Origin of the sequence: Bradyrhizobium sp. 63_E2_N1_3 (assembly GCF_052076005.1) — a bacterium.
In the GTDB taxonomy this organism is placed as follows: domain Bacteria; phylum Pseudomonadota; class Alphaproteobacteria; order Rhizobiales; family Xanthobacteraceae; genus Bradyrhizobium; species Bradyrhizobium barranii.
Genome location: NZ_CP197235.1, coordinates 2,288,108 through 2,313,178, shown reverse-complemented (window position 1 = coordinate 2,313,178; position 25,071 = coordinate 2,288,108). Strand labels below are relative to the sequence as shown.

The window sequence follows — 25,071 nt, the reverse complement described above, 5'->3', positions numbered from 1 at the left end:
TGTCGGCAGAAGCGCTCCACCCGTCAGTTGAAGGAGTCGCCAGTGCGATGCTCGTCGTCGAGGACGACGCCTCATACGCGAGCTCGTCGTGGAAACTTGGCGGGAGGAAGGATACGACTACGCGGCGCATGGCGCAGAGGCATTGGCGTGGTGCGGGCGGCAGGTTGTCGACGTTCTGATCACCGACGTCAGGTTGCCCGGCGGCATCGACGGATGGAAGATCTCCGAACATTCTCGAGAACACGACCCCGATCTACCCGTGATCTATGCGACCGGTTTCTCTCCCGTCACACCCCGTCTGGTGTCCGAAAGGCTAACACCGCAGAAGCCCTATCATGCGGACGACGTCGTCAGGGCCGTCAGCCGGGTTCTGCGGATCGAGCATAGGGGCCCTTGCAGTTCCATCGATGGCTCTTGATGAAGATCAACGTTCTTGCTAGGCCGAGAACCAGGCCGTCTGACGAGGCGTGCATGTCACTGCTGAAGCCGAGCCGCAAACGAACCGCTGCGTCAGCCGCGGTCCTTGAGCAAGTATAGGCCCGAGCGTTCCGACCCCACGAGTTGCGAGGCCGTCTGAAGCAACTGTTCCTGCGTAAAGGGCTTCGTCAGCACCATCGACCGAGCGAAGCTTTCCGGCAACGCCTGACGCCCATAACCCGTCACGAACACGAATGGGACATTCCGCCGAGTGAGCGCCGCAGCAATCTCGTCTACGGGTTCTCCCCGCAAATTGGCATCAAGCAGCACTCCGTCGAACGAACCTTCCTCGACCGCCCGAAGCGCGTCCTTCACCGAACCGATGGGACCCTCGACGTTCACACCGGCGCCTTCCAGACCAGCGACGATGTCGAGCGCAATCAGGGGCTCGTCCTCGACGATCAGGAATCGCTTGCCTTTGAGCGGTTCGGCTGGTGCGGCCTGACGCATGCTGCGTGGACGACTTGACGATGTGGACCGGCCGCGCTCTTCCGGCGCAATCGATTTTTCCGCGCTGAGAGGCAGCGTGATCTCCCAGCGTAAGCCCTCCGCCTCCGCGGACACGTGAGAGCTTCCACCCTCGCTCTTCGCGGTCTGTTCGATGAGGTTGGTTCCGAAGCCGCGTTTGAGGGGCGATTTGACCGGCGGCCCACCTCGCTCGCGCCATTCCAGCCGCAGCTTGTCGTCGTTCACCGCCCAGCCCACGTACACAGTACCCTCGGGCTTCGACAGGGCGCCGTACTTGACCGAGTTGGTGCCGAGTTCGTGCAGCATCAGTGCCACGTGCAACGCGACCTGCGGCCCAAGCCGTACCGGGGGACCAGAAGCTACCACACGAGAAGCATCGTGCGCAGCAAGCTGATCGCGCAGAATGTCGAGGAGATCCGCGTGCTGCCAGCCGGACTGACTGAGGAGCCCGTGCATACTCGAAAGCGATTGAATGCGGCCGCCGAAACTCACCGCGAACTCGGCCGGGTCCTTCGCGCGCCGGAGCGTCTGCTGGGCGATCGCCTGGACGACCGCGAGCATGTTCTTCACGCGGTGGCTGAGTTCGCTGACCAGAAGGCGCTGCGTCTCGTCGTGCCGCCTTCGCTCGCTGACGTCGCGCGCGGATCCGAACCATTCGACGATCTCGCCGTCCTCGTCGAACACCGGAACGGCTCGCGAGTGCACCCAGCCCAACGTACCGTCGATCTGCTTGACCTGATGCTCGAACTCGAACGGTGTCTTGGTCCGGATCGCCTCGTCGATGGCCGACAAGACCTGCGGCTGATCGTCCGGATGAATGTACGTTTCGAGCCAGGTCTTGCTCGGGCTCTCCGTATCGCGGACGGAGTCCTTGCCCTGGAGGTTGCGCATCTCGCTCCAGTCTGGACTCATGCGATAGACAATGTCCGAGGTCGCGGTGACGAAGGCGCGGTACCGTTCTTCGCTTTGACGAAGGCTTTCCATCACCTCGCCACGCACGCTTGCGATCTTCAGATGCGCGTCTACGCGCGCCAGCAGTTCTCGCGCAGTGAACGGCTTCACAATATAGTCGTCCGCGCCGGCACGGAGGGCCTCGACCTTGGTCTGCTCGCCCGCACGCGCTGAAAGCAGGATCACTGGCAGTGACCTGGTGCGGGGGTCTGCGCGTAGCCGCGTCAGCAATTCCATCCCGCCAATCCGCGGCATCATCACGTCACTGAGCAGGAGATCGGGCAGTTTTCGGGAGATTGCTTCCAAGGCCGCCTCACCGTCCGGCACCGCGTGGACGCGGTAATGCTCGCCGAGAATGCGCGTCAGATATTCGCGCATGTCGGCGTTGTCGTCCGCCAGCAAAACGAGCGGCCGTTGCGCTTGAGGCGCAGCAGCCTGTTCCACGGGCAACGCGACCTCGATGATCTCGTTAGGCACGGCCGAGGTATCGGGAAGCCAGCGCAGCGCCTCTTCAACGAACGGCCTCGCGCTCAGGCCCGTCGAGGCTTGCGTGCGGACGCCGCCGATCTGCCGTTGTGGCAAATGAGCGGTGCCGTTGGGTATCGTCACCCGGAATGTCGAGCCTTTGCCAAGTTCGCTTTCGGCGGTGACCTCGCCGCCGTGTAGCCTCGCAAGCTCCTGCACAAGCGCAAGCCCGATGCCAGAACCTTCGTAGGTCCTGCCCCTCGCACCCTCCACGCGGTGGAAGCGCTCGAACAGCCGAGGCAGCTCAGCGGTCGAAATGCCGGTGCCGGTATCGGCGACGACGAGCTCGAACTGCTCGTCTGCCTGTCGCAGGGACACCTCGATCGTACCTTCGAATGTGAACTTGAAGGCATTGGACAGGAGATTGAGGACGATCTTCTCCCACATTTCCCGGTCGACGAAGGCGGTGTCCGAAAGCGGCGGGCAATCGACGACCAGTGTCAGACCAGCCTTCTCGATCGCCGAGCGGAATTCGCTGGCAAGATGCGCCGTCATCTCGGCGAGATCGGTCGCCTCATAGACGGCCTGCACGCGCTCCGCCTCAATCCGCGAGAAGTCGAGCAACGTGTTGACAAGTTTGAGCAGGCGCAAGCCGTTGCGGTGGACCAGGTCCATCTGATCGAAGTACGCGGCCGGAATCGTCGCTCCACCAGACTCGCGATTCATCTCTTCGAGCGACCCAAGCATCAAGGTCAACGGCGTGCGGAATTCATGGCTGATGTTGGAGAAGAACCGCGTCTTGCCGCGGTCGATCTCGGCGAGCGCCTCGGCTCGCCGGCGTTCGGCCTCCAACTCCCGCTGGTTCTGTTCGGCCCTGACCCGTTCCGTGACGTCCATGCCCGTCGGCACGACGACGACCACGCGGCCGGACGCGTCCCGCACCGGCATGCAGGCGAAGTCAACGATGTGCTCCGAACCGTCACCCCAAAAATACAGCGACTCGCCGCGGAACGGCTCGCCGGCTATAGCCTGCTCGACGGCGTGACGGACCCACGCCATCACCTCCTGCGACCGATTCCACCAACCGCACTCCCAGAACGGGCGGTCGAGGACGTCCGCACGCTGGAAGCCGCAAACCTCGAGGGCCGACCGATTGATGTCGAGGACCGTCCCGTCCAGGCGGAGGCGCGCGGCGAACAGGCCCTGGTCGTAGACTGCCTAGAACTGCTCGGTAACCTCCCGCAGTTGACGGTTGGCCTCCTGCAGCTCTTGCGCCCGCAGCATGACTTCGAGCCGCATGGTCTCGTCTGCAAGCGCGGCCACGCGGTCGCCCCGGGTGATGTCGGTGACGTCTTCGACCCGGTGCATGATGTATTGAGCCCGCCCGTCCGGTCCGATCACCGGAGAGTTCAGGGGCGACCAGTGCCGTTGCTCAAAGTCGCCGCCCGGTCCGCGGACGTCGTACCTCTGTACGGCCATCGTATCTGGTCGACCCCCGGCAAGGACTCTTTTGAGGGACGCGCGGAGGTTCGTGATTCCGGTCGCAGACGGATCTTCGGGGTTGTCCGGGAAGACTTCGAACAGAGGGCGACCTATGATCGCATCGCGTTCCGTGTGAGTGGCCCGAAGGTAGGCATCGCTGGCGTCCAGGATGGGGAAAGTCTCGTCGGCGCCGAGGACAAGGAATAGCGCGGGAGAGCTTTCGAAGATTTTGCGATAATCCACCATGACCAGCCGCGCCCCGTTTCAGAGTACCGAGCGATACCCGAAAAAAGAAACCTACCGGCGAAGCATACAATCCTACCGGTGATGCTAAAACTGAGAGATAACCGATTGTCTGGATTCAGGTTCCTTCGGGCCTGTTGGACGGGCAGCCCGATGCGGCCGTCACTGGCGCCGATCTTCGGCGCGCAAAACTCGGTTTTCGTGGCATCAAGCGGAAAAAAGACAGGCCATACCCGGCACCCGCGTGCCCCACGACTGCTGAAGATGCGCAAGGTCCGCGAAACGTGCCCACCTCCGGGCGCTGTCTCCTCCAACGGCTGTAACTTATGGCCGCGAGGCCCTCAATGTATCGGCACAAAGTGTAATAGCGAAACACTGAGGTTCTGCTTGTCTGGAGCGCGCCACGCCGATCTTTCTCAGCCCCAAGCTTCCTAGATTGGCGAGGACATGCAGGGTCCCCGTGCGGTCTTTGACCTCGCCGGGCCGGTGGTCGCGAGATAGTCCTAGACGATGGACGGAGCGGCAGACCGGCAACGGCGTTTGGAGTTGGGTCGCTGGTGAACAGAGCATGGTCCGGCGCGTGAACTTGCCACCATGGTGAGCGGCTCATTCGATGATCTCAGCCAATTCTGCCACCAGACGTATCTGATCAGTTCGTTGGTGGCTCTCGCGAAGGCGTGTGGCGCCTGGCGTGGAGCCCAGGCTTTAGCACAGGGCGAGGCAGCGAGCGTACGCCGGGTCCCGCTCTCCGATATTGGGCAGGAAACGGCCCGTTAACCCCCAAAGCCCATCATTATCCCGACTAGCGCATAGTCGATATCAACGAACTCCCACTGGAGTCGTCGCTGAACTCAACCCGGCGACGGCATTTTTGTTGGACCGATGGACTATCGAGCTTTCACAAACGACAGCATCACGATGATGTATGAAAGTGTTCGCGGCGCTCTCGCGTCGGACGATTCTCAGAAGGCTGCCGGAGAGAAACCGCGCTTCCAAGTTCGCGAAACGTCTAATTGGCGGGAGCATGCCGCCAATCTAGAGACCGAAATGCTTCGTCGGGGCATGTTCTTCGAGATTATTGATTGGTCCGAAGATCAGGGGCGATTGCCTCTCTAGTTCTGCTTTACGGAACTTTAATAGGACGTTGCCAACGTTGAGATGATTGCAAATCGTCGCGGAAAGCCTGAATGCGATTCTCCGGAAACGCGAAAGGCCATCCTCGATATCGTTTCGGACGATCATCGCAATCCGCTGGTCGAATTCGCCGCCAGGAATTCCACGGCCAAGGTCAGCCTGGAGAATAACAAGCCGCTCTACCTTCTCGGCGAGAAGATCGTGACGACCTCCAGGAGCAATCAGAAGCACACCTTGCAATGCAGCGGCGCGATTTCAGTCACGGTGGGTGATGTGAAGGCCTCGAAAGAGATCGAGTTTTCCGTGCAGAAGGCGACAGACGGCAAGCTCTCAGTATCAATCACGCCCTTTCAATTCTAGGGCGTCGCGGGTCGCGGCGACGTCCCGCCAATGTCCAAGGCCGCAAGAGTCGTTCGACCGCGGCGCCAAGCGCAAAACCGGCAACGACGTCGCTTGCCCAATGCGCAAGCAGCGAGATCCGCGTCAGCGAAAGTGCGACCGTGATAGCACGCACGGTGCGACGCCGCGCTGGCGGCAGCAGACCCGCTGCGGACGCCAGTGCACCCATGTGGACGGCATGACCGGATGGAAAGGCATCGCGTGCCCGCCCGGAGACGGGAACGCCATGCCGGTGACCGACGATTGTCAGCCGATCAGGTCTGGTCTGGTCGAACGCGGATTTGAGGATATGCGGTAGGACGGCCGTCACGAGTGAGGCCGTCAGAATGTGATTTGCGAGTCGGGCCTGCTGCGGCTTGCGGAGCTGGACATAAAGCCAGCCTGCCGCCGCCAGTGCGAGCAGCACATGCTCGTCCGCGCCCCAAGTGAGGGCCTTGGAAGCGTCCTCGACCTCGTAGTCGGTGTGAGCCGCGATCTCATCGGCGATCGCGACATCGATCCGTGTAGGTTTGACTGTTACGAGCGCCATCGGTCCAGGCAGGGGTCCAAAGCTGGCGACATGTTCTCCATGACAGTTTTGTAAAACTCAGGACCGATGATGGTTCCTGAGCTCAATCGTCTGCCTTCAGCGATTACGGCTGTCCTGATCCGCCTGCCGAGCCATAAACCTGCCCGGTCGCATAACTCGCATCCGCTGCGGCGAGCTGCACATAGATCGAGGCGAGCTCAGCGGGCTGGCCTGGGCGGCCGAGCGGCGTCATGCCGCCGAACTTCTCGAGCTTCTCCATCGTAGCGCCGCCCGAAACCTGGAGCGGCGTCCAGATCGGCCCCGGCGCAACGCCGTTGACCCGAATGCCCTTCGAGGCGAGCTGCTTCGCCAGCGACTTCACGTAGTTCATGGTCGCCGCCTTGGTCTGTGCGTAATCGTAGAGATCGGGTGAGGGATCGTAAGCCTGCTCGGACGTCGTGCCGATGATGCAAGAGCCGGGCTTCAGATGCGGCAGTGCTGCCTTGATGATCCAGAACGGTGCGTAGATGTTGGTTTTCATGGTCGCGTCGAAATCCTCCGACGAGACGTCGAGGATGGAGGTGCGCGTCTGTTGACGAGCGGCGTTGTTGACGATGATGTCGAGACCGCCGAGGCCCTGCATAGCCTGCTCGACCAGCTTCTTGCAGAAGGCTTCCTCCTTGAGGTCGCCGGGAAGCGCAAGGCCGGTACGGCCTTCCTTCTTGATCAGGGCGATGACCTCCTGTGCGTCGGGCTCTTCCGCGGGCAGATAGTTGATGGCGACATCGGCGCCTTCGCGTGCATATGCGATCGCGGCCGCGCGGCCCATGCCGGAATCGCCGCCTGTGATCAGCGCCTTGCGGCCGGCGAGCCGCCCGGAGCCCTTGTAGCTTGTCTCGCCGTGATCGGGACGCGGTTCCATCTTGCCGGCGAGGCCGGGCCAGGGCTGTGACTGCTTCTTGAATGGTGGCTTCGGATAGCGGGTGACGGGATCGACCAGGTCCTGCTCGGCCATATCAGTGTTTCCTTTCGCTGTTGAAGATGCCAGCGAAGCCGCAGCGAGCGTCGCGCTCGCCGCGCGGACGATTTGCCGGCGGGATACTGAAGTCTTGTCTCGATGTGCCATGAAGGGCTCCGCAACTTTGCAGTCTCAACCAGCGGAGCGGAGTATCGTTGCTAAACGAGGGCGCCGGATCCCATTTGAGATCCACAATCCCTCAGCTGCGCCGTCACGTAGGGAACGCCACAACCTTTGATGAGTTGCCCTTACGGTGCCCGAGCGTTTGTGGGAGCGTCTTATCTTTAGAGATGACAACATCGAACAGGACGACCTGCGAAGCCCATATTCGCCGTGGGCCAATCTACCACCCCCGAACATCAAGCCTGTGACCGAGAGTTTCCGCTGCGATGTGCTGATCGTTGGCGCCGGCATCACCGCCGCTCTGGTCGCCGAACGCCTGACCCGGCAGGGCCGGCAAGTGGTGGTGATCGATCGTGAGCTGCCGAGCCTCGGTAGCACGGTCGCAAGCACGGCGATGCTGCTGTGGGAAATCGACCGTCCGCTTCTCGAACTCACGCAGCTCTACGGTTTTGAAAAAGCAGTTCGCTGCTATCGCGCGAGCCACGGTGCAACGCGGGCATTGATGTCGCTCGTCGCGCATCATGGAATTCCCTGCGAAATGCGGCCGCGTCTTTCGCTCTATCTTGCCGTGGGCGATAGTCCAAAACTCATCAACGACGAGTATGCAGTCAGGTCCCGCGCCGATTTGCCGTCACATTTGCTCGACTATGCCGGATTACTGCAGCGTTTCACGGTCGGCCGGGCTGCCGCGATCCTGTCAAGCGATGCGGCCGACGCCGATCCCGTGCGACTGACGCGCGGCCTGCTCGGCATTTCTGTCAAGCGCGGCGCTCGTCTGCTCAAAGCCGATGCGATTGCGTTTGACAGCGCCGGATCGGGCGTAACTGTCGGTCTTGAGGGCGGACTGTCGGTTGAGGCGCGCGACGTGGTGCTTGCGACCGGTTATGTGATGCCGGACATTGTGCGACCCAGAGCCCAAAAACCAGCGTCCAGTTGGGCGATCGCAACGGTCCCGCAGCCACACAATCTCTGGCCTGAGCAAGCACTGATCTGGGAGGCGTCTCAGAACTATCATTATGCGCGTACGACAACGGACGGTCGAATCATCGTGGGTGGTGAGGATGATGACACTCTCATTCAGCCAGACGCCCGCGATGCAGCGACGCCGGACAAGGTGAAGGCGCTCAGGGCATATCTGAAAGCGCTTTGGCCGCAGGCATCCGGCGATGTGGCCTTCAAATGGTCGGGCGCCTTCGATACCACCAGTGACGGGCTACCCCTGATTGGGAGAGTTCCTGGTTACAGGAATGTCTTTGCTGCTTTCGGCTACGGCGGGAATGGCATCACATTCAGCTTTCTCGCGGCAGAGCTGATCGCCAGCCTGCTTTCGGGAGGCACTTCACTCCTACTTGATGATTTTGCGATCGACCGTGACATCGTCGGCTGAAGAATAGAGTCGTTCGTGAAGAACTGGCGGCGGCGCCCGGCTCAAGCGGTGTTTCGAGCCGGGACGGTCTCGAAGAAGGCTCGGATGATGACACGCAAGAGCTCTGCGAGCCATCGCAGCAGCAGACCGAAGTTATAGCCGGCGGCGGCGAGAACAGTGTTGATGCGGTCGCCGAGGCGTCCCTTGAGATAATTTCTGTCCATGCGGTGCTCGGCCTTGACGTGGCCGATGACAGGCTCGACAGCCGCGCGACGCTTCATCTCGCGACGGATGGAAGCTGTGACGCGGCGGACCTGACCCGAGATCCAGACCCTGAACCGATGCGGGTGGTTGTGACCGCGATATCCTTTGTCGACGTGGATACGGCGAGTCTCCACCCCGGTGAGCTTCTCCATGTCGGCGATTACGGGACCGAGCGTGTGCCCATCGAAGGGATTGCCATGCAGGGCCTTGGCATGGAGCACGAACTGGCCGCCCTTCGGAGACGTCACAGGGGTGGCGATGCTGACCTTGCAGCCGAACTCGTAGGGCGCGCGGGCTTTACCTTTGCCGATGCACTCAACCTCCGGAGCATGTAACGCATAGACCTTCGGACCGCGCTGATGCTGATCCTGGCTGCGCACCTGCTGCGCTAAACCGAGCAACGGGCCGAAGCGAGCTTCCAGCACCGTATCGCCATCAATCTTGCGGCGGATGTCGCGGATGATCCGGCCAAGCCGTGTCCGCAGGAACTTGAGCTGCCGCCGGGCGCGTTTGAACTGGTGGGCGTGGGTATAGCGGCCGGTCATGATGGCGGCGCGCTTGGCCAGGCGCAGATAGCTCTGGCGTAGCGGCACACGGTTGCACTTGGCGAGCCCGACCAGCTTGGTGATTGCTCGATGCAGCAGCCGCGCGTCGGTCGGATGTGCAACCGCCTTGGGCTGCACTGTGGTATCGACGACCACCCGTTCCAGGTCCTTGGGACCGATGGCGCCGGTCTTGTGCGCCACTGAAAGACTTTCCTGGATCAGGGCGACGAGCTGTTCCTCGCCGAGCCGCTGCCGCCAGCGTGTCATCGACGATCGATCGAACGGCAGACGGTGGCAGAAGCTCAATTCGCCGCAGAAGTATTGGTAATAGGGGTTCTCGATCCAGCGAGCGCACAGCACCTCATCTGACAGGTTGTGCATGTGCTTCAAAATGAACAGGCCGGCGACTAGCCGCGTCGGCAAGCCCGGCTGGCCCGACCCTGCTTGGCACACTGAACTGAAGCGCTCATTCAGGATGTTCCAGTCGATCAGCGCTGCCAACCGCACCAGCGGATGACCCATGTCGATGATCTGATCAAGCGCCGGAAGCAACAGGTCTTTCTGGCGATCATCCCTCGGCTTGCTCATCGCATTCCCCAATGTCGACGACGCCGTCAGGGAATCACGAATCGCCCAAAAGCAAAATCCTAAAACGCAAGAAAGCGAGGTCCAACACCCCGCTTTCCTGCAAAATCGAATACTACATCAAGACAAATTCTGCTTATTTCTCAGATCAATCCGCATTCTTCACGGACGACAATAGAGCTGGGCGTGAGGACAGGCCGGCTGCACCGCATTCACGCAAGCGATGGGCCATAAGGTGATGTAGCAGGATGGTGAGCACGAAAGAGGCCGCCAACTGAGGCGGCCTTACTCACTCTTGAATTCCGCAATCTTTCGATCTTGACACCATAGTTCTACGTCGCACCCGTCAGCTAAGGATCTGGCGCGCTTCCTGGCTTCGATTTCGTCCTCGCACATTAGATCGATGCGAAGCTCGATATGTCCGTCGAGGCCCATAATATATGCGCGGTACTCTTGTTTCTGCTGCCCGTCCAATGCTTGAAGCCCGTATTTTGAGTTACTGCGTGTTCCGTTCATGCATACACTCGCGTTTGCAAATCGTTCGATGAGTCGAATTCATTGATCTATTCCTCGGTTGGCCTGAGACGGCCTTATTCCTCCGGGGGTTGTAGGCCCGACGACGTTAGCCACCCGTCTATATGAGAAGCGGTTTCGTGCTGCCGCAGTTTGCGTTCTAGGAGATCACGCCGCGGTCCTGGCGGCGTGTTTTCCAATTCCGCTATGATGCGGGTTCTTTCCACGTTCAGATTGTCGTCAATGTGGGATTGTGGGCGTCGTCCCATGGCACTCTCCTTTCCCTGCGTGAATTGGGCGGGAGCGCAACCGGCGTTCTCATCACCGATCAAAGCACGGTGCCAAGCGGTGAAGGAACCAGTGTGCACCCGGAACCAGAGTGACGCCAGAACAATAGTAGCCCAGCAAACGTCTGCCGGGGTCAGAAGCCGACTTCGGGCCATCGGCCGGGATACGGCTGATATGGGCCTTGGCGGATGATCCGGCCGACAAGGCACGTGGCGAGACGAGGAAGATCGGGCGGCGGCATACCTGAAGACAAGGAACGACTCTCCGAAGCTCGAATTGGCTCTTTAGGATGAACTTGGCCCGGCGGTCCTGCCCTTTGTGCCTCCTGTCCAAAGCAGGACCTGCGCTCTGGGAGATTTCGTGATGGCCCACCCAACCGAGGAGCAGATACGGAAACGCGCGTTTGAGCTGTGGGAGCAGGCGGGCAACCCCGAAGGACGCCAAGACGAGTTCTGGGACCAAGCGCAGAAGGAACTACAGGGCGCAGAAGAGCGTGGTGACCCCAACAAGGGGGCCGACATTTAATTCCGCTGTCGCCCTACTTTGGCAGCGCTCCAATCTTAGTTCACCGTGCTCTGCCGTTAGCCAAGCGGGAGCATGCTCCGACCATGCGCTGAGGTGGGTTACTCGAACGTACGCGCGTCGCATTTATTCGCCGCCACCCCCGTCTCGCGCAAATGTCCGAGTTGGGTCATAAGCCGACCTCACGCCAACGGTCCCAAAAACGTCAGCTTAGGGCCAACAGGGGAAGCAGCGCGGCTTGGCCGTTCACTGAACAAGCGCGTCCTGATAGCGTCCGGTGCGGCCAAAGCCTGGAATGTCAATCGGCCCTTTAATTGCGGTTTGTTGTCAAGCTACCATTCTTCCTCTCTCCAGTGACACGCTGGTAGCGATTGCTCCGTCGGAGCTGGTCAGGTTGCGGAGACGGAGCGATCGCGGATGGCGAGACGATTGCCTAGCGGGATTGGCAATCGACGTCGTTGGCGGCTTCAGCGGGTTGGGTTGATGTCGTAGCTGGGGTCATGGTCCTTTCCGAGGTCGCGAGCGCCTCATGATGATGTCCGGATCGGGCGCCTCAACGTTTGCAGCGGAGTGCGGGCGAACCGCCACCAGCCGATTGACCGAGGTCACCACGACCACCGTCCCAGCGGGACATCGCCAGTCCGGCGGACCGGACCAGGAACTTGCGAGCAAATATCAGATTGGCTTCGGCTGGCCCCAGTCGAACGATGTGCCATCGACCCAGATGCAGTGGAGAATCACGGCGATCTTTCGGGCGATGGCGACCTTTGCCTTCTTCATGCCGATCCGCTTGGCGAGCTTCATGCCCCAGGCCTTTAGGGAAGACCACTTTTTGGTTCGATAAAGAAGGACAGTGGCGGCCTCGAACAAGTAAGTTCGGAGAAGCCGGTCGCCCCATCGAGATATCTTTCCGTTGGTGTCGGTTTCGCCGGATTGGCTGCGCCTCGGCGTAAGGCCTAGGTAGGCGCCGACCGTCGAAGCCGATCGGAAGCGCGAGGGGTCATCGATCGTGTGGCGGAACGTTAGGGCCGTCACGACACCGACCCCCGGGACCGTCATCAGGCGACGCGTCGTCTCGTCCAGCTTTGCCAACCGGCGGACCTCGTTGTCGAACTTACCTTGTTGCTGACAAACGTTCTCGTGGATCGAGAGCAGCGGCGATATCACGCTGAGAAGCAAATGATCGACGCCCAAGAGTTCGCTGACCTGGTTGCGGAACTGTTGGCCGATCGCGCGAGGGAAAAGCAATCCACATTCCTTGATCAAGCTGCGAACCTGGTTCTCGATGTCTCGGCGCATGGACACTAGTGGCTCTGCACAGTGATTTTGACAGGTTGGGTCCGGCGGTCAGATTAGCTCCGGCAGGAGTTTCGGATCAACGAGGACCTCGATGCTGCGAGGCGTCCTTGGCTGCCGTCTGATGAGGCGGGCGCGTTCCAGTGTCAGGACCATCTGGTGAACCGTAGGCGGGCTGACGCGGAAATATTCCTGCATGTCGGTTTCGGCCGGGGGCCTGCGATGCAGCCGGGTATAGAGGTGGATAAAAGCCAGATACTGCCCCTGCGTGGGCGTGAAGGGTTTTGTCGAAGGACTCACGCCGGCCATCCGATTCAGTTGTTCGTGCGTGCCTCGAACGAGGAGGCACGCCATGAATGTACGCTATCGGGTCGAACTCAGCCAAATCGAGCGCACCGAACTGAGGGCGCTGCTCAGCGGCGGCAAGCATGCGTCCCGCAAGCTCAAGCGAGCGCAGATTTTGCTGGCCGCCGATGCCGAGACCAGCGACGAGGAGATCGCAAGGAGCGTCGGCGTGAGCGGCTCGACCGTGTACCGGACCAAGCGACGCTTCGTGGAAGGCAATCTGGAGCGGGCGCTGAGCGAAGAGCCGCGTCCCGGGGCGGAGCGCAAACTCACGGGCAAGGAAGAAGCCTTGCTGGTGGCGACAGCCTGCGCCAGTCCGCCAAGGGGCCGTGCCCGCTGGACGCTAAAGCTGCTGGCGGGTGCGATGGTCAAGCTCACCGAACACAAGAGCCTGTCGCACGAGACGGTTCGGCGGCGCCTGGCCGAGAATGCCCTCAAGCCCTGGCGCAAAGACATGTGGTGCATTCCGCAGGTCGACGGCGAATACGTCGCCCGCATGGAGGATGTGCTCGACCTCTATGCCGAGGCACCCGACTCCAGGCGGCCAGTGGTGTGCTTCGACGAAAGCCCGGTGCAACTCATCGGCGAAACGCGTCAGCCCATCCCGGCCAAGCCCGGCAGGCTCGAACGTTACGATTATGAGTATCGTCGCAATGGCACGGTCAATCTCTTCGTTCTCCTCGACGTGCATCGTCCCTGGCGCAAGGTCAAGGTCACCGAGCGGCGAGCGGCAAGGGATTACGCCCAATGCATGCGTGATCTCGTCGACATCCATTATCCCGACGCCGAGATCATCCGGGTCGTCCAGGACAATTTATCGACCCACTCCGCCGGCGCCCTCTATCAGGCGTTCCCGCCCGCCGAAGCCAGGCGGATTTTGCGACGGCTCGAGTTCCACTATACCCCAAAACACGCAAGCTGGCTCAACATGGTCGAGATCGAAATCGGCGTCCTGCGGGGCCAGTGCCTGGATCGCAGGATCGACGACCCTAAGCGACTGCGCCGCGAAATCACCGCCTGGGAACGACAACGAAATGCCGCCCGCTCCCGCATCAAATGGATGTTCACAACAGACAAGGCTCGCGCCAAAATGGCTGGCGCCTACCCCGCCACTTCCAAAGAGTCATAATCTCTGTGACGAGGTACTAGCCGAGATCTGGCGACAAGGATCGCTCGGATCTTCTGGCTTTCCTCACTTTTGACTTTGACCTCTCGATACCATCCAACCCGCACCAGTTCGGCAAGGCCTCGCGCATCATTCTGATCGCTCTTGTTCATTCGGACCGACAAAGCTGCGTGCGCATGCCGAGCGTCGATGCAGACCACCGGAAGCTCAACCCTGCGGAGTTCATGCCATAGCCAACTCGCCATCGCACCGGTCTCGAAGCCGATACGCTCGGCATGAGGCGCATGTTTGCTAAGCAGGTCAGTCAAGACACCAGGATTAGACTTGGCTTTTCCTTCGAAGATTACTTGACCAGTCTCGTTGACAACGCACACAGCGGTTTCTCTCTGTGAGACGTCCAGCCCGACGTACTGCTTCATGGGAGCTCCTTCGAATCATTTGATTGCGAGGGCTCAACGATAACGGAGCTTGTCTGCCACGAGCGCCGACCGCAATTACGTCATCGTCTGTAAATTTGACCCCTCATTGGAGTGGGCCCTCCAGGGGGGACAGGTTGGCTTTCAGTAATTGACCGGACGGCCGGGCTTTCAGAGGATGAAGGCCCATGGCAAAGCACCGAACCCACAGCGTCGAGTTCAAACGGCAGGTGTCGCAAGAGTATCTGAGCGGCGAGACGCTGCACGGGCTCGCGAAGCGGCATGACATCTCCCGCAATCTGATCCGGATCTGGGTCGAGAAGTTTCAGGCAGGCGCTCTCGATGAAGATTTGGCGGCGGCCGATCTTCTCCAGGATTATGAGGCGCGAATTGCCGCCCTCGAGAGGCTGGTCGGGAAACAGGCCCTGGAGCTCGAGTTTCTAAAGGGGGCTCTGCATGCACGACCGCGGAGGAGAAGCGAGCCTACATCCGCGATCACCGGCCCCGCGGCCTCTCCGTCACGGAAGGATGTCGGCTGATGGGGATTGCGCGCTCGACTTACTATGACCGCTCTGAGAAGGCGGCCGATGATACTGCGATCGTTGAGGCGATCGCCACTATCTGCGACGAGTTCGAGCACTATGGCTGGCGTCGCGTCCAGGCTGCGCTTCGCCAGCAGGGCCTGATCGTTAATCACAAGAAGATCCGCCGCCTGATGCGTGAGCATGACCTTCAGCCGAGATTACGTCGCCGCTTCATGGTGACAACAGACAGCGATCACGGTCAGCCGACCTTCCCGAATCTCGCCACCGACATCACTCCCACCGGTACCGACCAACTCTGGGTGGCCGATATCACATATGTCGCCATCGCCGGCGGCTTTGTCTATGTCGCCGTCATCTTGGATGCCTGGTCACGGCGAGTGGTCGGATACGCCATCAGCCGCTCGATCGACGCCCGGCTGACGCTCGCGGCCCTGGCCGCCGCGATCGAAGGCCGCAAACCACCTCCCGGCTGCGTGCATCATTCCGATCGTGGATCACAATACGCTGCGGCTGCCTATCGCGATCATCTTGCCGCCCACGGCTTGATCGGCTCCATGGGCCGGCGCGGCAACCCATACGACAACGCCACGGCGGAGAGCTTCATGAAGACACTCAAGGTCGAAGCCGTTTATCCGATGGCATTCGAAACCTTCATCGACGTTGCCGAAAACCTTCCGCGCTTCCTTGAGGAGGTTTACAACCGTCGACGGCTTCACTCGGCACTCGGTTATCTCAGTCCTGTGCAATTCGAGGATCAACACACCCGGCGAACGGTCAAACCAGCAGCCTGACCCCGTCTGCTCCGAGGGGCCCACTCCACATCGGCGTCCAATTTTGACCCCTTCGTGCGCCGCGGTTTGACGGTAGCGCTCGGCTCGTTGGAGCTGGCCGGGATAGCGGAGACGAGACGAGCGCGGGTGGCGTGATCGTCGTCGCGGCTTTTGAAGCGCCAGCTGTCATTGCCGGTCTCGACGATGTCACAGTGATGGGTCAACCGATCGAGCAGCGCGGTGGTCATTTTGGCGTCGCCGAACACGCTCGGCCATTCGCCGAAGGCGAGATTGGTGGTCACGATGACGGAGGCGCGCTCATAGAGCCGGCTGACGAGGTGGAAGAGAAGCTGGCCACCGGACTGGGCGAAGGGCAAATAGCCGAGTTCATCCAGCACAATGAAGTCCATCCGGGTCAGATGCTCGGCGAGCCGTCCTTGCCGTCCGTTGCGGGTCTCGGTCTCGAGGCGATTGACGAGGTCGACTACGTTGAAGAAGCGGCCGCGGGCACCGGATCGGATGCAGCTTCTGGCGATGGCAATGGCCAGGTGGGTTTTGCCTGTGCCGGTGCCGCCAACCAGCACGACGTTGCGTTGTTGGGCGATGAAGCCGCCGCCAGCAAGATCATTGACGAGTGTCTGATTGATCGGCGTGCCGTCGAACTGGAAGTCGGCGATGTCCTTGGCAAGCGGAAGCTTGGCAATGGTGAGCTGGTATTTGATCGACCTGGCTTGCTTCTCGTTGATCTCGGCGTTGAGCAGGTCGCCGACAATGCGCTGAGGTTCGTGCTGGCGCTTGACGGCAGTTGCCATGATCTCGTCGAAGGCAGCCTTCATGCCGTAGAGCTTGAGTTCGCCCATGAGGTCGAAGATTTGGGTTCGTTCCATCAGATGGTCCTCCGGAGGTTGTCGTAGCGGGCACAATCGGCGATCGGTGCATGACGGAGCGTCAGTGCGGCCGGCGTCATGATGTTGGCCGGTGGGGCGGGTTCACGTTGACGGGCCAGGATATTGAGAACGACATCGGCCGAATGGACGCTGTGACTGAGCGCTTCGGCACAGGCCGCTTCCACCGCGGGCAGACCGTCAGTCAGCACCGCGTTGAGGATGTCGACCATCTGCCGATTGCCGTCGTCGGTGCTGGCAAGCTTGCGCCGGATCCGCTCGATCGCGGCTGGCAGCACCCAGTCTTTGAAGGGAGCACCGTTGCGCAAGGCGCCGGGTTTGCGGGCGAGCACCGGCACATAATGCTAGGGGTCGTAGACGGTATCGCCGCGGCCAAAGGATCGCGGGTGCTCGGCAACGATGCGTCCATCCTGACGGATCACGATGCGATCGGCATAGGCTTGAACCTCGACCGGTCGTCCGACTGCGCTGGCTGCGACCGAGTACTTGTTGTTGTCGAAGCGCACCAGGCAGGTCTTCGAGACCGATGCCGTCACCGCATGGAAGCCGTCGAAGCGGCCGGCATAGGGAACGAGTTTGGGGCGTTCGGCTTCGAACACTTCCCAGATCGTCTGGCCGCCACGATGGCGACGTCTGGCTGCTCACTCAGATTGAGGCGCAGCCCCAAGGTGCGATGCGCGGAGAGGTCGCGAACCAGCGTGTCGGACAGTCTCTGTTCCCCCTCTTCTTCCTCGTTTTCCTCGTCGCCTCCTTCACCATCGCGGGTGGCTTGATCGTCGCCGCCACCCTCCTCATCCGAGGCCAGTCCGTCACCGTCCTCCTCAGCTTCGGGATGGGTTTTGTCGTCCTCGGCGCGGATGAAACCCCGTTCGATCCTGACGCTGCCGTCATGATTAAGGATGACGAACGCGCCACCGCGCGTGACGTCGCCGCGATCGTAGGCCTGCCGTTTCGCCTCAAACTGCTCGATTTGGTTCTCCAACTCGCCAAGCCGCGCATCTACCTCGTCAGGCAGTTCGTCGGCTGTCTGATGCTGTTCGGTCAGCCGGTCGAACTCCGTTTGAGCGACCTCAAGGGCGGTCTGATCTTCCGCCGAAAGGTCGACCGGATGCGGGTAGGCACGGCGCATGCCGTGGGCGTGCGGGAAGTCGAGATGGGGCTCCGTCCACTTCCATCCCTCGGCTGCCCGTAAGGCGTCCGCCTCCCGGCCAAGCCGTGCTGTCACCAGGAGATCGAGCAGCGCCACGTCTTCCAGATAGCCGCCGCGATCCTCGGTAAAGAGGTCGCGCAGGATCGTACCGCCTGCCTCGATATAGGCCTCGAGCCCGACAAACCGCGCGCGGCGATCGGTTGCAGCGACATGGGTTTCGGTGAGCAGACGCCGGATCGTGCTGGCATCACGGTCGTAGGACAGACGCTCATAGACGCCTTCTTGCCGAGCCTGATCGTCGGTGATGGCAAAAGCCATCAACTGCTCCAAGATCAGTTCGCCATCGCGATAGAGCTCGATCAATTTTGGCGAAACCGCACCCAACCGCAGGCGTTGCCGCACCACATGCGGCGTCACCCCGAAGCGCGCGGCGATCTCCTCCGCGCCGAAGCCACGCTCCTCCGCAAGCCTCCTGAACGCCTCGAACTGATCGGCGGGATACATGTTTTCGCGGGTGACATTCTCGTCCAGGCTGATTTCGTGGGGGTCATTCGCGGTGTCGATGATGCAGCGGATCGGCTCGGTCTTCTTGATCTCCTTCCGCTTCACCCGCAGCAGCTGTGCAAGCCGCCTGCCCTCGCCGATGGTCACGAGATAGAACCCCGTGGCCGTTCCCGCTCCGTCGAACTCGGGCTCAACCACCAGATTTTGCAGGATGCCCTTGGCGGCAATACTCGCCGCATAACCCTCGATCGCCGCCTCGCTGTGCGGCGTCTTGCGCGCATTGTTCGGGGACTTCTTGAGCTTGTTGAGCGGAATGAAAACCTCCGTCCCGTTCGCGGGAATGATTTCAACTGATTTGGCCGACATGATCATTCTTCCTTTTGCTTCCATGGGTGCAGCGCGCACTCCGCGCCTGCACCCCTGCCCGTCGGCGAGACCGGGGGTAGCAAGCGCCAGGGCGACCCGAGCGGAGGGGACTCCCCACCTTTTGCAAGAGCCTTCTTCTCGCAAGTTCGCTCAAACATTTGCAGCTTCCCGTTCTCACCTTTGGGCAGGGTGAAGAGCGCAACATCGCGCTCGAAGCCCTGCCTCGCGGCGAGCAGCGGGTGTGCAAGCGGAGCGAGTGCCTTCGCGGGGAACCGGCTGCAGGGAGCGTAGATATCTGTCGCCGATCGCGTCAGTGAGAAGCGACCGAAGCTGGGCGGAAGGCACTCCGCAGCGCGCTGAGGGCGGAGCCCTAAGCCTTCGCCGCGGGAGCGCAGCGACGCGCAAAACAACGCCGGCACGGCAACAACACTCCAAGTGTCATCGCTCGCAGATGTGAAGAAACGACTGGTTACATCCGGGCCTGTCGTCGTCGCGACGCTACGCAATTTGGAAGCTTCGCGTCTCGCCGACGACAGGATCAGGCCGCAGCGGACTGCGGCGGTCGGCCGTTGTCGAAGAGTTCGCCGGTCCTGAGCATGGCACAAGCAACGCCAATCAACCTGCTGCCGATTGATCGGAGCGCGCGAGCATGGGAATGCCCGCGCTTGCGTAAGGCGGCATATCGATTGCGCGTTTGGAAGTCATGCAGCACCGCAACGCGTGCCCAATGATAGACAGCGGTCCTCAGACGGTGCGGACAAGACTGCCTCATGACCACGACAATTTGCTTACCGCTGCGTCGCGTGACGGGCACGACGCCCGATAATCCCCGAAGCGCCTGAGCGTCTCGGCGAACGATCGCATCGTGTCCTTCGGACAGAAGTGCCGCGAGGACGATCGTTCCGATTCCAGGCATCGACCGCAAGATCTCGGGATCGGCGTGAGGCGCGATGCCGGTCGCTGATGGAAGTTCGGCCACCGCCGAACACAGGCGCTCGAGTTCCTTCATGGCAAGCTTCATCTGCTGCATAACCAGCCGCAGACGGCCTAGAATGAGCTCGCAGTGCGCCACGCAGGCCTCCGTCACACCGGATGCAACAGATATCGGTGTGCTGCGGAGATGATTGAGCAAGGTGTCCGCAGTCCACCTCTTTACCCTGCTCTCCTTAAGGCGCCTTGCGATCGTCGACGTCCTCACGGCGCGTGCCCTTGCCGGCGTGGGGATCAGATCCCAAAGATCCAATATCCACTGCTGCGACCAGTCTTCCGCGAGCTCAAGCATTTGCGGGAAATAGCGCCAGAGCTGATGACGAAAGCGGTTGGCCAGGCGATTGCGTTCGGCAGACAAGTCCTCCGTCATGCGCGACCACTCACGTAGCTGAATGATCGTCGGATGCACTGGCTCCAGGAATCGATAGAAACGGCTATCGGTCCGCAGAGCATCAGCGAGCACGAACGCGTCGAGCCGATCATCCTTGGCGCCGGCCATGGTGAAGCGATCTCGAAATCGATCGAGCTGCTTTGGATTTAGCGCATGAACCAGGAAGCCCGAATCCATCAAGCTCTCGACGACGGGCCCATGCGGGACCTCGATGCCAATCGCGATCCGGCCTGGTTCAGCACCCGTCGTGCGCTGGATCCAGTCTGCCAGTTCAGCCAACCCGTCACCGCTATGTTGGAACGAACGATGGCCGAGTTTTGCGCCTTGGGCATCCAATGCGTAAGCGTAGTGTGTCGCCGATGCCCAATCGACACCCACGTAGGCAGCTATGTCTTCATTCATTCCCTTCCCTCCTTCGCAGTCGGGCAGCTGCGATCTTCGCCGGCCCTGTTCTGGCGCTCAATGGCGCAACTCCCCACGGGGCGTCGAACGCAGCTCATCCGTCGGGGCACTCGTCCCCTCTGGGCGCTCACGGCGCAGGATCACCAGGTGGCTCCCAACGAATCAGCCCGTAGGCCAACGATAGCCCCGTGAGGAGCATCCTGATTGGAACAGGGATCGCCCGCCCGCAAGGGCCGCTCGATAGACGCGGGTCTGCACGAGCGCATGTCAGCCGTTCGAGAAGGTGACGCCCTCGAAAGCACGGAAGACCGGGGAGACCGCTCGGGTCGGCGCCGGCGCCAGCCGGCGCTTTACCCTGGCGCGCGCGAGGGGCAGCGCCCATTAGGTCTCAAGCGTTAGAACGTTGAGCAAGTCAGCGCAGGCCAAAACAAGAGATCGAAAACAAGAGCAGAGTGAGAGAATCAAAAGAGGCACCCGCAGGAGGGTCAGCATAGCGCCGACGCGTAGCGGCGGGACCCGGGACCGAGTGCAGTCGCGAGACCGGTTAACAAGGCACCCGCGCGACGGGCAGTGATAGCGGTGCCGCGCAGCGGCAGCCCTTCGTGCGAGTGCCTCCGGCGAGCGACACATTATATCTGCTTGCGTGAGGGATCGAAGCCGAATGGCCGAGACGCAACGCGCTCGGTTCACGAGAGCCCGATGCGGCGACAACCGCACGCGCACCCAAATCAGAATCAGTGAGACAGCGGCGGGGAGAGTGAGCCGATCCAGGATCGCCATCTTCGGCGATCGACGGATTTCGTCGCATCTCAAGACAATGTGAGCCGCCTGATCTGGCTTGATTCTTCTTGCGTGATCGCATTCCTACAAGGCTGCAGCTTGATCTCCGTGCCGGTGCTTGCAGTTGCGCCAGCCAGCGAAAGTGCGATCTTCCAATTACCTCGGCGTGGTGCTGTCACGACTGGATAATTCCGATGGATTCTGTTCGGGGCGGTATTGGCCAGCGCCTGGTGTCGCGTGACCAAGCTGCCTCATACTGTGGTCTGTCAGTCAGCACCTTCTCGAACTGGGTAAAAATCGGAAGACTACCCTCTGCTCTTTCTGGCACGTCGCGATGGGACTTGAAAGCGATCGATCTCGCGTTAGACTCGCTGAGTGGACTACTCAGAACTCAAACTCCGGACGTTGCGACATCCGCGCTGGACGAGTGGAGAGCAAAGCGTGCGCGTCAATCTCAAAGGGATTCATAAAGTAAAGGTGACGCTCTCAAGCGGCGAACCAAAGACGTACTATTACGCCTATCGCGGCGGCCCCCAGATCAAGGCAGAACCAGGCACCCCTGATTTCGTCCAGCAATACCAGGAGGCGCATTCGAACTTACGGCAGCCACGCGGCGGCACCTTCATGTCAATCATCGCGCGATACAAGGCGGCACCGGAATTCACCAAGATCGCAGCGTCCACTCGCCGCGATTATCTGAGGTACATCAAACTCATTGAAGAAGAATTCGCTGACCTGCCGATCGCCGCTCTCGCCGATCACAGGATTCGCGGCGACTTCAAAGGCTGGCGCGACAAATTCGCCAACACGCCGCGCAAGGCTGATCTCGCCTGGACGGTGTTGGCGCGCATTCTGTCCTTCGCGAAAGATCGCGGCATTATCACCAGCAATCCTTGCGAGCGTGGTGGTCGGCTCTACGTCGCAGACCGCCGCGACAAGATCTGGACCGAGCAGGACATTGCCGCAGTTCTATCAGTTGCATCTGAAGAGATCAGGTTGGCGCTGATCTTGGCTTTATGGAGCGGTCAACGACAAGGCGACCTTTTGCGCTTACCTTGGTCAGCCTACGAGAGCCCTCATATTCGTCTCCGCCAGTCGAAAGGCGGGCGCCGCGTAGTGATGCCTGCCGGCACTCCCTTGAGAGCTCTGCTGGACACCACGCAGCGTCGGGGACCTCTTATCCTGACGAACACGCTCGGCCGGCCCTGGACTTCCGACGGCTTTCGAACATCGTGGGCAAAGGCCTGCGAACGGGCGGGCATTGGCGACCTGACGTTTCACGATTTGAGGGGCACCGCAGTGGTTCGGCTGGCGATCGCTGGCGCCAGCGTACCGCAGATCGCGGCCGTGACCGGCCACTCGTTAAAGGACGTCGAGGCCATTCTGGACGCGCACTATCTTGGTCGCGACATTCAGCTTGCAGAAGCTGCGGTACTCAAGCTCGAAGCGAGAACAAAACTGTAAAACGACCTGTAAAATGAGGTCGCCTACTCTACCAAGCCAGATGCTAAGTGCTTGATTTATATGGTGGGCGCACCAGGGCTCGAACCTGGGACCCGCTGATTAAGAGTCAGCTGCTCTACCAACTGAGCTATGCGCCCGAAAAGCGGTCAATGCCTTGCGAGGCCGGTCGTTTAGCAAAGCGATCCGGGTATGGCAAGCGATGTGGCGCATGTTTTCCAAGGTTCTTCCACAGGCCCGAAAATGCGAAAAGCCGCTGGATTCCAGCGGCTTCGCCAAGGCCAATCCCGGGGTTAATTCCTCGGGAAATACGGGGAGGCTCAGAGCCGGCCCTCGCGATCCCGGTCCGGGCCGCCGTCACGGTCGAAACGGTCGCCTTGGAAGCGGTCCATGCCGCGCTCCATCATGCGGTCCATGCCCCGTTCCATGAAGTGTCGGGACGGGCCGTCCCCACCGCCGCCGAACGGACCACGGTGGCGGGTCAGCACGGCAAGGCGCCGCTTCTGGCCCTCGTCGAGCGTCTTGTAGAGCGGATCGGCGGCATCGGCGATCTTCTTCAGGGCGGCGGAGGTCGCGCCCATGTCCTCGGCGCGCTGGCGCAGGCGGGCGACCGGATCCTCGGGCTTGTCGGCGTTCTTGCCGGCGTCACCCGGGCCGGCATTCATCCGCGCGTTGGCGCGGTCGATGCGCAGCTTGGCGAAGTCGCGCACGGCAGCCTCGACCGGCGGCCACAGCTTCTCCTGGTCGGCGTTGAGCTTCAGCCCGGCATGGACGGCGGCGATCCGCGCGTCGACGAAGGCGGCACGATCCTCCGGGTTCATGCGGACGTGGCGGAAGTGCTCCATCCACGGGCGATGAAACTGGGCATAGACCGCGCCCGAGCCGGCGATGCTGAGCACGGCGATGGCGGCGATGGTGAACTTCCTCATACGGACCTCCTCTGGAAGGATGCCGGCGAGGATGAGCGCCGGACGGCTGGCGCGCAACTTACAACTTGGACAGAGAGAGCGTTCTTACGAAGATGTAACTCCCCTGAATGTCCATTCAGATGCAGACTGAAATGTTTTGCAACAAAAAGGGCCTCCGCGCAGGCTGCACGGAAGCCCCGTCATTGATGGTCGATCCTGATCAGTTCGTCGTGCTCTTCGATTCCTTGAGGAACTCGTCGATCAGCGGCTGGCCGACGCGGCCTGCGGCGTCCTTGTAGACCGGCTCCATCGCCTTGCGCATCGCCTCGTCCTGCTGCGGCGTGAGCTTGATGATTTCGCTCTTGCCGCTCTTCTTGATCTCGGCCAGCGCGTCGTCATTCTCCTTCTGCGACTGCGCGTTGTTGAAGTCGGTCGCCTCCTTCATCGCCTTCGACAGCTGGTCGCGGATGTCGGCCGGCAGATCGTCCCAGAACTTCTTGTTCACGATCACGACGTAGCCGATGTAGCCGTGATTGGTCTCGGTGATGTACTTCTGCACCTCGTGCATCTTCTGCGTATAGATGTTCGACCAGGTGTTCTCCTGACCGTCGACGACGCCGGTCTGCAGCGCCTGATAGACTTCCGAGAACGCCATCACCTGCGGCAGCGAGCCGAGCGACTTGAACTGGGCCTGCAGCACGCGCGAGGACTGGATGCGGAACTTGACGCCCTGGTAGTCGGCGGGCGTGACCAGCTTCTTGTTCGCGCTCATCTGCTTGAAGCCGTTGTCCCAATAGGCAAGGCCGGTGATGCCCTTGGAGTCCAGCAGCTTGAGCAGCCGGAGGCCGAGCGGGCCTTCCGTCACCTTCCGCAGCGTCTTCAGGTCCGGAAGGATGTAAGGCAGATCGAACACCTCGAATTCGCGGATGCCGAGCGGGCCGAACTTGGAGTTGGACGGCGCCAGCATCTGCACGCTGCCGAGCTGGAGCGCCTCGAGCTCTTCCTTGTCCTTGTAGAGCGTCGAGTTCGGGTAGACTTCGATCTTGACCTTGCCGCCGGTGTACTTCTCGGCGAGCTCCTTGAACTTCTCCGACGCCTTGCCCTTCGGCGTGTCGGTGGCGACGACGTGGCTGAACTTGATGATGATCGGCGATTGGGCCGATGCCGGCCCGGTCAGGGCCAACGCCCCGGTCAAGACCGCAACCGATGCCGCAGCCCAAATGAGTTTCCGCATGCTTCCTCCCGCACGTTTTTTGGTGGGGCACGAACCGTCGCCCCCAAAGCCTTAGATTCAAGACTTGAAGGCAGGATTATAGGGAAGCGGACACAGGCGCCATTGCCCCTTAGCAGGGGGCGGCTTGCAAA

The 25,071-nt window shown here is 61.2% G+C and carries 17 protein-coding genes, 1 tRNA gene and 4 pseudogenes; 8 read left to right on the top strand and 14 right to left on the bottom strand.

Translation table 11 applies throughout. The features are described from left to right. Positions 1–88: 88 nt before the first annotated feature. A complete protein-coding gene (locus AB7531_RS10790) occupies positions 89–418 on the top strand; it encodes a response regulator (protein ID WP_245328568.1) in 330 nt (109 codons plus the stop codon). Between the two features lie 92 nt (positions 419–510). On the opposite strand, the gene AB7531_RS10785 is transcribed toward AB7531_RS10790, so the two are convergent. Together AB7531_RS10785 and AB7531_RS10780 are read right to left on the bottom strand one after the other, a co-directional pair. Beyond that, positions 511–3,540 carry a response regulator gene (locus AB7531_RS10785; protein ID WP_256376498.1) on the bottom strand — a complete coding sequence of 1,010 codons (3,030 nt, stop codon included), beginning with the start codon at positions 3,538–3,540 and terminating at the stop codon, positions 511–513. A 39-nt stretch (positions 3,541–3,579) separates the two neighbouring features. Further along, entirely contained in the window at positions 3,580–4,089 is a 510-nt protein-coding gene (locus AB7531_RS10780) for a PAS domain-containing protein (RefSeq protein ID WP_063981712.1), read from the bottom strand. A 1,155-nt stretch (positions 4,090–5,244) separates the two neighbouring features. Between AB7531_RS10780 and AB7531_RS10775 the strand changes: the two genes are divergently transcribed. Continuing rightward, positions 5,245–5,580: a hypothetical protein gene (locus AB7531_RS10775; RefSeq protein WP_028160056.1), complete on the top strand. Its 336-nt coding sequence runs from the start codon at positions 5,245–5,247 to the stop codon at positions 5,578–5,580. Here AB7531_RS10775 and AB7531_RS10770 read toward each other — a convergent pair. Further along, the gene (locus tag AB7531_RS10770) at positions 5,561–6,148 is read right to left on the bottom strand and encodes a phosphatase PAP2 family protein (protein WP_063981710.1); all 588 of its coding nucleotides are present in this window, start codon (positions 6,146–6,148) and stop codon (positions 5,561–5,563) included. The genes AB7531_RS10775 and AB7531_RS10770 overlap by 20 nt on opposite strands. 103 nt (positions 6,149–6,251) lie before the next feature. Next, entirely contained in the window at positions 6,252–7,142 is an 891-nt protein-coding gene (locus AB7531_RS10765; protein WP_187387967.1) for an SDR family oxidoreductase, read from the bottom strand. 394 nt (positions 7,143–7,536) lie between these two features. On the opposite strand from AB7531_RS10765, the gene AB7531_RS10760 reads away from it, so the two are divergent. Beyond that, positions 7,537–8,655, top strand: a complete 1,119-nt coding sequence (locus tag AB7531_RS10760) for an NAD(P)/FAD-dependent oxidoreductase (protein ID WP_084795340.1) — start codon at positions 7,537–7,539, stop codon at positions 8,653–8,655. Positions 8,656–8,696: 41 nt separating this feature from the next. Here the strand turns inward: AB7531_RS10760 and AB7531_RS10755 are convergent, their stop codons facing one another. Next, complete coding sequence (locus tag AB7531_RS10755) at positions 8,697–10,031, bottom strand: IS5 family transposase (protein WP_436855093.1); 1,335 nt, start codon at positions 10,029–10,031, stop codon at positions 8,697–8,699. Between the two features lie 1,161 nt (positions 10,032–11,192). Between AB7531_RS10755 and AB7531_RS10750 the strand changes: the two genes are divergently transcribed. Next, a complete protein-coding gene (locus AB7531_RS10750; RefSeq protein WP_084795003.1) occupies positions 11,193–11,354 on the top strand; it encodes a DUF2934 domain-containing protein in 162 nt (53 codons plus the stop codon). A 672-nt stretch (positions 11,355–12,026) separates the two neighbouring features. On the opposite strand, the pseudogene AB7531_RS10745 reads toward AB7531_RS10750, so the two are convergent. Next, positions 12,027–12,659: pseudogene (locus AB7531_RS10745) on the bottom strand (IS110 family transposase); the annotation flags it as partial. 340 nt (positions 12,660–12,999) lie between these two features. Between AB7531_RS10745 and AB7531_RS10740 the strand changes: the two are divergent. Next, the gene (locus tag AB7531_RS10740; protein WP_063981152.1) at positions 13,000–14,121 is read left to right on the top strand and encodes an IS630 family transposase; all 1,122 of its coding nucleotides are present in this window, start codon (positions 13,000–13,002) and stop codon (positions 14,119–14,121) included. Here AB7531_RS10740 and AB7531_RS10735 read toward each other — a convergent pair. Continuing rightward, positions 14,112–14,537: pseudogene (locus AB7531_RS10735) on the bottom strand (IS110 family transposase); the annotation flags it as partial. The gene AB7531_RS10740 and the pseudogene AB7531_RS10735 sit on opposite strands and share 10 nt — an antisense overlap. Positions 14,538–14,722: 185 nt before the next feature. Between AB7531_RS10735 and AB7531_RS10730 the strand changes: the two are divergent. Together AB7531_RS10730 and AB7531_RS10725 are read left to right on the top strand one after the other, a co-directional pair. Then, positions 14,723–15,073, top strand: coding sequence for a transposase (locus AB7531_RS10730; RefSeq protein WP_063981905.1), 351 nt, complete (start codon positions 14,723–14,725; stop codon positions 15,071–15,073). Beyond that, complete coding sequence (locus AB7531_RS10725; RefSeq protein ID WP_354133514.1) at positions 15,022–15,870, top strand: IS3 family transposase; 849 nt, start codon at positions 15,022–15,024, stop codon at positions 15,868–15,870. The genes AB7531_RS10730 and AB7531_RS10725 overlap by 52 nt, the downstream gene beginning before the upstream one ends. On the opposite strand, the gene istB is transcribed toward AB7531_RS10725, so the two are convergent. From istB to AB7531_RS10705, 4 genes and pseudogenes are all read right to left on the bottom strand, one after another. After that, on the bottom strand, positions 15,834–16,736 hold the full coding sequence (gene istB, locus AB7531_RS10720) for an IS21-like element helper ATPase IstB (protein ID WP_441279946.1): 903 nt from the start codon (positions 16,734–16,736) through the stop codon (positions 15,834–15,836). The two genes, AB7531_RS10725 and istB, sit on opposite strands and share 37 nt — an antisense overlap. An 8-nt stretch (positions 16,737–16,744) precedes the next feature. Further along, positions 16,745–17,368, bottom strand: a pseudogene (locus AB7531_RS10715) (Mu transposase domain-containing protein); the annotation flags it as partial. A 2-nt stretch (positions 17,369–17,370) separates the two neighbouring features. Next, a pseudogene (locus tag AB7531_RS10710) lies at positions 17,371–18,774 on the bottom strand (ParB/RepB/Spo0J family partition protein); the annotation flags it as partial. A gap of 538 nt (positions 18,775–19,312) precedes the next feature. Continuing rightward, positions 19,313–20,557 carry an IS110 family transposase gene (locus tag AB7531_RS10705; RefSeq protein WP_063982112.1) on the bottom strand — a complete coding sequence of 415 codons (1,245 nt, stop codon included), beginning with the start codon at positions 20,555–20,557 and terminating at the stop codon, positions 19,313–19,315. A 1,221-nt stretch (positions 20,558–21,778) separates the two neighbouring features. Between AB7531_RS10705 and AB7531_RS10700 the strand changes: the two genes are divergently transcribed. Beyond that, complete coding sequence (locus AB7531_RS10700) at positions 21,779–22,801, top strand: tyrosine-type recombinase/integrase (protein WP_441279945.1); 1,023 nt, start codon at positions 21,779–21,781, stop codon at positions 22,799–22,801. A 61-nt stretch (positions 22,802–22,862) separates the two neighbouring features. On the opposite strand, the gene AB7531_RS10695 is transcribed toward AB7531_RS10700, so the two are convergent. The 3 genes from AB7531_RS10695 to AB7531_RS10685 all read right to left on the bottom strand — a co-directional run bounded on the left by AB7531_RS10695 (position 22,863) and on the right by AB7531_RS10685 (position 24,940). Then, positions 22,863–22,938: transfer RNA gene (locus tag AB7531_RS10695), tRNA-Lys, on the bottom strand. Between the two features lie 180 nt (positions 22,939–23,118). After that, positions 23,119–23,727, bottom strand: a complete 609-nt coding sequence (locus AB7531_RS10690; RefSeq protein ID WP_187387955.1) for a Spy/CpxP family protein refolding chaperone — start codon at positions 23,725–23,727, stop codon at positions 23,119–23,121. 199 nt (positions 23,728–23,926) lie between these two features. After that, positions 23,927–24,940 carry a TRAP transporter substrate-binding protein gene (locus AB7531_RS10685; RefSeq protein ID WP_063981683.1) on the bottom strand — a complete coding sequence of 338 codons (1,014 nt, stop codon included), beginning with the start codon at positions 24,938–24,940 and terminating at the stop codon, positions 23,927–23,929. Between the last annotated feature and the right edge of the window lie 131 nt (positions 24,941–25,071).